At 55.4% G+C, this 7,193-nt stretch carries 6 protein-coding genes; 1 reads left to right on the top strand and 5 read right to left on the bottom strand.

Translation table 11 applies throughout. The annotated features are described in order from the left end of the window. A partial coding sequence (locus VGE80_RS13480) for an APC family permease (RefSeq protein WP_440593037.1) occupies window positions 1-781 on the top strand: 781 nt, incomplete at its 5' end. A 102-nt stretch (window positions 782-883) separates the two neighbouring features. Here VGE80_RS13480 and VGE80_RS13475 read toward each other — a convergent pair. From VGE80_RS13475 to VGE80_RS13455, 5 genes are all read right to left on the bottom strand, one after another. Next, window positions 884-2,332 (bottom strand): DUF1501 domain-containing protein, encoded by a 1,449-nt coding sequence (locus tag VGE80_RS13475; RefSeq protein ID WP_440593036.1) that lies wholly within the window; start codon window positions 2,330-2,332, stop codon window positions 884-886. A gap of 26 nt (window positions 2,333-2,358) precedes the next feature. Further along, complete coding sequence (locus VGE80_RS13470; RefSeq protein ID WP_440593035.1) at window positions 2,359-3,786, bottom strand: DUF1501 domain-containing protein; 1,428 nt, start codon at window positions 3,784-3,786, stop codon at window positions 2,359-2,361. A 122-nt stretch (window positions 3,787-3,908) separates the two neighbouring features. Then, window positions 3,909-5,483 carry a hypothetical protein gene (locus tag VGE80_RS13465; protein ID WP_440593034.1) on the bottom strand — a complete coding sequence of 525 codons (1,575 nt, stop codon included), beginning with the start codon at window positions 5,481-5,483 and terminating at the stop codon, window positions 3,909-3,911. Between the two features lie 236 nt (window positions 5,484-5,719). Continuing rightward, window positions 5,720-6,688, bottom strand: coding sequence for an ABC transporter ATP-binding protein (locus VGE80_RS13460; RefSeq protein ID WP_440593033.1), 969 nt, complete (start codon window positions 6,686-6,688; stop codon window positions 5,720-5,722). Between the two features lie 63 nt (window positions 6,689-6,751). After that, window positions 6,752-7,193: hypothetical protein (locus VGE80_RS13455; RefSeq protein ID WP_440593032.1), on the bottom strand; the 442-nt coding region annotated here is incomplete at its 5' end.

Below are 7,193 nucleotides of genomic sequence, written 5' to 3'. Positions count from 1 at the left end.
TGATGCCGCGTTCGTCACTGCAGAAGTTCGCAACCGATCACGCAATATTCCGCTCGCACTGCTTTATGGATTAGGACTGATCACAACAGTCTACGTCCTCGTGAACATGGCGTACTTACAGGCGCTGGGGTTCGAAGGACTGAGAAATTCTCAAAAGCCTGCTGCAGATGCGCTCGCGGCAGCACTGGGAGCCAACGCGGGCCGTGCCATGAGTCTGCTGGTCATGATATCGGCGCTGGGTGGATTGAATGGATTGATTCTCGCTGTCTCACGCGTGCACGCGGTCGTTGGGGCCGATCATGCGTTGTTTTCACTCCTGGGACGCTGGTCGGCTCGCACAAACGCACCAGTCTGGTCACTTCTGGCGCAAGGCATCGTGACGGTCATCATGATCCTCGCCGTGGGGACTCATCAGGGGCGTTCAATAATCGATGCTGTTCTGACGAAACTTCACCTGCAACCCGTGCCGTGGGATTCGTACTATGGAGGATTCGATACGCTGTTTGCCGCATCAGCCCCGATCTTCTGGCTCTTCTTTCTCAGCACCGGAATAGCCTATTTCATTCTGAGACGGATTGACCGGGACAGGTCTCGCCCCTTTACTGCGCCGTTGTTTCCTCTATGCCCGTTACTGTTTTGTGCGACATGCGTATTTGGACTCTACTCCGCCGCCACTTATGCGGGACCACTGCTCTCCCTGATCGCAGTTCCGTTTCTTGCGGGGATTCCGCTCTATTTTCTCAGTTGCGGGCTCAGTTGGCTTACCAGACCGAAGGCCTAAGTTCGAAGACGCCGGACGGACGAAAGAGGAGCCCGCGTTCTCGCCAGGCTTCCGTTGATACCGTTCTGAGAATTTCGAGCCGGTACACATTGTCAGGCGACACTAATGGTAAAGCTCTGACACCGGACGTCCCGTTGCGAGCGGAATTGGCCGTCCGGTCGGATCGTTGTAGTGTCCGGCAGGGTCGATTCCCAGTGAGGAAAAAATGGTCGCGGCAACATCGCCGGGGGACACAGGGGACGATTCGGGATAGGCTCCGATTCGATCAGATGCCCCGATGACGTGCCCTTTACCCACTCCGGCCCCGGCCAGCATGATTGAGTAAACTGCGGCCCAGTGCTTGCGACCTGGCGAACTTCCTTTGAAATTGGGCTCCACCGCGACTCGGGGTGCTCGCCCAAACTCGCCCATGCAAACGACCAGAGTCGTGTCGAGTAATCCACGGGTTTGCAGATCCTCAAGCAAGGCTGAGACAGAAAAATCGAACCGGGGAAGCAGATGAGCTTTCATTGAGTCGAAAATGTCATTGTGCGTGTCCCAGCCATAAGCGTCAGTGACGCCGAATTCATTATCCTGACCTCGAATACTCTCGTTGAGGAACACCGTAATCAACGGCACTTCTGCCTCGACCAGACGCCGAGCCAGCAGGCAGGCCTGGCCCGACCGAAAACGACCGTAACGGTTTCGCACCGCTTCAGGCTCTTGTGTCAGATCAAATGCAAGCCGACATTTCGGGTTTGCCAGCAGCGTGTAGGCCTGGCGGTAAAGCTCGCTCATCGCTCTGGTCGAACGATGATTCTCCAGTTGATCGCGAGCCCGATCGATCGTGGCCAGCAGCGAGCTTCTGGCAGATTGCCGGATCGTTGGAAGCTTGGGAAGTGGTTCCAATCCGTTCAAAATCGCAGAGGGGGCCGTGACATCACCCACCATGAGCGGTTCGTAGGTCCGCCCGAGAAATCCACCATCCTGACCGGGGGAAGGAAGATCAGGAATCAGAACGGGCCCATTCAGATCAATGGCCGAATACGGGAATTGGGAAGTGGGACGAACTCGGTGAAGGATCGCCCCCAGGGAAGGAGCGTCCTCAGGTCGGGGAGGAAAGTTCGAAGACTTTTGCGGGTGAAACTGACCGGTCAACGACAGATAAATGGCGGAACCGTGGTCGAGGTCATCATGCGACATCGACCGGATGATTGTGTACTGATCCGCGAGTCGAGCCATTCGCGGCAGATATTCACAAAGCCGAACGCCGGAGACCGAGGTCGCTATGGAGGAAAACTCGCCTCGGATCTGCTCAGGTGCGTCCGGTTTGGGATCCCAGGTCTCAAGCTGACTCTGTCCTCCACTCGCATAGAGCACGACGACCGACTTGGCTCGCCCAAACCCGTCGGGGCGGGATAGTACACGGGCCGAGTCAGCGGAGAAAGCGGATTGCTGACTCAGTGACGATGCGACTCCGCATCCGAGCCCCGCAAGACCTCCGATTCGCAACCATTCACGCCGATCGATCCGCAGGCCCGCCCGATCATCGGCGACAAACCGAAGCGACATCAATTTGTCTCCTCATCAAAACTTGCTCAGCCGAAGACTTCATCGATGACTTCACCCTCGTTAACCGTCGGACGTTCCGGCCTCCCCTGTAGCCGATAGATCACCTCTGTGTGATCCAGTCCTAATGCTGCCAGAATTGTGGCGTGAAGACTATGCACGTGGACGGGACGTGAAACAGCGTGCATTCCGAAATCGTCCGTCGCTCCGATAATCTGTCCCCCTTTGACCCCTCCCCCTGCCAGCCACATTGTGAAGCCATAGGGGTTATGATCACGTCCATCCCCCTTTTCACTCATCGGCGTCCGCCCGAATTCTCCTCCCCACACGACCAGGGTTTCTTCGAGAAGTCCGCGCTGCTTGAGGTCTTGAAGAAGTGCGGCAATCGGTTGATCTGTCGCGCCGCAAAGTTCGGTATGGTTCTGCTCGATCTTCGCATGAGCGTCCCACCGACTGCCCGAACCCGAATAGACCTGAACGAAGCGGACGCCCCGTTCGATCAGCCGTCTTGCCAGTAGACAGTTCTTGCCGAAGGCTTGTGTCCGCTTCTGATTGAGTCCATAGGCCTCGTGGGTGGCTTGGGACTCTTCGGCGAGATTCACCGCTTCCGGGGCATGGGCCTGCATCTGAAAGGCAAGTTCATAGGAAGCAATGCGAGCCTCGAGCTCACTATCACCTGGGCGACGAGCCAGATGGTCTCTGTTGATCTGATTGATGTAATCGAGTTTCCGTCGTTGGCGAAGGTCGCTGATCTCTGCGGGAGAACTCAGATGCAGGATGGGGTGGTCGCCAGGCAGGAACTTGGTCCCCTGGTGCCCTGCGGACATAAATCCTGCTCCCCACACCCGGTTTCCTCCGGGGGGTTCTCGGTCGCCGTCCAGAAGCACAACATACCCCGGGAGATTGCGATTCTCGGAACCCAATCCATAGTGGACCCAGGCCCCCAGACTCGGACGCCCGCCGAGAATACTGCCGGTGTTCATCTGAGTCACGCCCCCCACGTGATTCAATGCGTCCGAAGTACAGGACCGAATCACGCAGATATCGTCCATCCATTCACCGACGCGGGGATACCAGTCAGAAACCGGCAGGCCGCTTTGTCCGCAATTTTTCCAGGTTCTTTTGGAGGCGAGCAGACCGTTCTCGGTGACCCCCATGGGAGTGATCACGCGTTTAATCGAAGGGGGCAGAGGCTTTCCCGCATACTCATTCACGAGGGGCTTCGGATCAAACGTATCGAGATGACTTGGCCCCCCGTCCATAAACAGGAAAATCACGTTCCGTGCGGTTCCTGCTTTGTGAGGCAAAAGGAGCGGTGATGCAGGGGCCCCGAGAAGGTTCTGTTCCTCCGCAAACATCCCGGCCAGCGCTATCGCACCAAAGCCTGCTCCCGCTCGACTTAATACGTCTCGTCGGGACAAGAGGTGCTGCCGATGCAGACTGTCGATTTGGGACATAGTCGATTCCGGTGGGCAACAGGAACAGCGAATCAGAATTCGGGTCGGTCAAATCCAACTGCATGATACCGCAGAGCCCACACGCTGCCAGCCAACTTTGACACCGGCAATGGTGTCCAGAGTCATTTCGTCCCGAGTTCCTGCAATCGTGCTGCAATCATCATCTGAAAGACGAAGCAAATCAGCCCGATCAGCACCCAGACGGTCATCGTCGCTGGAAGCTTACCCCAGAAATCGTTCGTGACTTGTTGACTGAAAATGAACACCACTTGCCAGATTGGGCAACAGAAGGAAATCGGTCCCATCAGGAAAAAGGCGAGGGGAAGCGACCCCCATTTCACGAAGAGGCTCAGCAGCGCGACGAGATGCAGAAAAACCAGGACAATCATGATACCCCCCCAGAAGGCGGGCTCGGCCAGCAAGTTCCCCAAATCGCGAGGCTGAAAGTCAGGCAACAGGAGCGTTGCGGCGACGAGACAAATTGCGGCCGGAGCCAATCCGATGATGCACCCCGCCACTTTTGAGTAGGCAATGTAGGGGATGGATCGAGGCAACATCAGCAACGATGACATTGTCTGCAGGCGAATCTCGTCATGGAACACGCGCGATGCCAAGATGCTCGCTTCAAGAATCAGTGCGCCAAGCATGATCGAGAAGTACACTGAAGGAAATTCTGCCAAACTCAGTCCCAGCCAGTTTCCCGGAGACTGCGAAATGGCTGCGATCAGAATCAGTAAGCCCACATATGCCATGAACTTCACAATCAGGTGCGAAGTCCCGCCGCCGATAAAATGAAAATCCTTCCAACTGAGTGGATTTATCCAGGCACGCCCGGCACTGAGAAACCGGACTCGCGATGTCGATTTCAATACGGCACCGCGTGAGTCACCGCTCGCATCCGCGTTTTGCACACAGGGCCCGAACAATAACCAGGCCAGGCCGAAAAAGAAAATGCCCGCAACGACGTTCGAGATGACCTGCTTTGTCAGGATCGGCTGATCAAAACCTGTCTGCAGGACGGAATTGATCTCAAAAAACACGCTCGAACTCTGCAGCCATTCGAGCGTCGTGAGGATCGCCGATTTCCACCATTCCGATTTCGTCCAGCCACTCGCGAGCAGGTCCCGTAGTCCCAAGGATGCAATTCCTGGAACGACGGCATAGAGAATCATCAACAACGTGGTCGCTCCGGCTGCACTGCCCCCGCGTTTGAAGCAGACCGAGCAGACCAAAGCCACATTCGCAAGAAGAACCGTGTACGCCATCATGTCCACGTACGCGGCAAAAAGCTGGTGCGTCGTCACCCCCCCCAGCGTGACCGCCAGCAACATAAATGGAAACTGCACGACCAGCAGCAGCAGGACCTGAATCAGTCGGCTGGTCGATTTGCCGAGCAATATGCCGATATGGTTCAATCCAGCCATTTGCAGCAAACCGATGGTCTCTTCTTCCTTTTCTTCTGTGATTGCAGACGAGAAGAAGCCAATTCCTGCGCAGGTGATAAAGAACAAATTCAGCCACGCAATATTTTCAAAGAACCTTAGTCCGGGTGCCCCCAGAACAAAGCTCTGAATTCCGGCGATCAACAGGGACAGATAAATAAAGCCAACAAAGGCGAGTCGGAACAGATGATTTCGAAACTGCCGCGCATCCTGCCTTAAAGCTCGAGTCAGCAGCGCCACTACGCCATAGTACATAGAACGACTCGGGTAAAATGAATGATCCGGTTCAACACGATGGGACGAATTCAGGAGTCGGCAGGTCAAACTGGCATGAGCGGGGTTTCACGTTGGATCCACGATGACGAAGGAACGGCATAAGCCACGATCGCTCCTGGACGCCGAGTTGGGAAATCGAGCAGCACCAAACCGCTAAAACGCGTTGCGCAATCCAGAGAACAGAGCGCGAGAGGTGTCTCGCCTTTCACCACGAGCTATTTAACCCCTTTTGTAGTCAAATCCATAAACGCATCGTTGAGATGCCGTTTGTCTTCTGTAAACGCAGTAATCGGGGCCCCCAGGTCCAGGATTCCCCGTAGCAGACTGTTGCGGTCGGTCACCGTCCAGTCGTAAGCAACGCGATAATCAGGTCGTCCCTCCACCTGGTCAACACTGATAATCCCGGGCAGTCCCATGATCCGCTCGGCGATTCCCTCGACTTCAGAATCCAGCGTGACACGCCAGGTCGGATACTCGTTGGACGAAGTCTGCAAGCCGCTCATCGAACCGCTGTACATCACCTTGCCCTTGTCGATGATCGTCACAGAGTCACACAGCTCGGCCAACTCGGGCAGAATGTGAGAGCTGATGAAGATCGTTTTTCCCATCGACCTCAGTGCCTTCAGGATTTCCATGAGTTCGATGCGGGCACGTGGATCGAGTCCGGAAGCTGGTTCGTCGAGCAACAACAGTTCCGGGTCATTGACCAATACGCGTGCCAGGCTTGTCCGCTGCTGCATCCCCCGAGACAGGCCACTGATCAGATCGTTCTTTCGCTTTTCCATATCGGTCAAGGCGAGAACTTCATCAATGACCTGCGTCCGCTGAGCAAAGGGTAAACCGTAGGCAGCAGCGAAGAAATCGAGATACTCGTACACGGTCATCTGCCGGTACGTACTGAAGTGATCCGGCATGAACCCGATTTTACGACGGACCAGTTTCTGTTCATCGACGACGTCGTGCCCGAAGACTTTCACAATTCCGAACTGCGGCCGGAGCAGGGTGCAGATGATCTTCAGCGACGTCGTCTTTCCGGCACCGTTGGGCCCGACAAATCCATGCAGCGACTGCGGCATCACTTTGAAGCTGACATGGTCTAGAGCACGTCGTCCTTTGTAAGAGTGGACGACATCATCGACTTCAATGACCGGACGCGTTGCACTGCCGTTCGTCGAATTGCTCATGTGAGGGGCTTTCGGCGTTGTCGTGAGTGAGACTGATAAGAACTCAGCTGAAGAATTTGAAGATTATTCTGATACGGGACCGACGGCTGGAATGACACTTTCCTCGGTAGCCGTCAGGTCGATGCAGTAGAGGACCCAACCTTCCTGCTTTCCGAGCAGTGGATTTTGAATGCCGAATTCCGGCGGAATTCGGGCATAGAGAAAGACTCGAACGAGACCGGGTGGAAGTCGATACTGTTCTGCGTCGGAAGTACGGCTGACACTCATGCTGCGAGAGAGAAGTAGATCGAACATCTGCGTGTAGCGTACGCTCACAGGTGTTTGATCCCCATATTCATATCCGTAATTAAATCCATAGGGATACTGAGTCTGCTTTTCCTGAACCCGCAGCATCCCGACGACGTTCCCTGTCTCAGCCGACATCACCAGTTTACCGTCGTCCCATTTCAGCAGGTAAAACGAATTGCCGATCAGGGCATACTGCTTTTGTACGTCTTCCGGTTTG

This window comes from Schlesneria sp., from assembly GCF_036405755.1.
GTDB lineage: Bacteria > Planctomycetota > Planctomycetia > Planctomycetales > Planctomycetaceae > Schlesneria > Schlesneria sphaerica.
This window is presented reverse-complemented; position numbering and strand designations above follow the sequence as displayed.

Bases quoted from the DNA above. Each gene is read 5' to 3' on its own strand.
- VGE80_RS13475 (WP_440593036.1), bottom strand. From the start codon at position 2,332: ATGTCGCTTCGGTTTGTCGCCGATGATCGGGCGGGCCTGCGGATCGAT.
- VGE80_RS13470 (WP_440593035.1), bottom strand. From the start codon at position 3,786: ATGTCCCAAATCGACAGTCTGCATCGGCAGCACCTCTTGTCCCGACGA.
- VGE80_RS13465 (WP_440593034.1), bottom strand. From the start codon at position 5,483: ATGTACTATGGCGTAGTGGCGCTGCTGACTCGAGCTTTAAGGCAGGAT.
- VGE80_RS13460 (WP_440593033.1), bottom strand. From the start codon at position 6,688: ATGAGCAATTCGACGAACGGCAGTGCAACGCGTCCGGTCATTGAAGTC.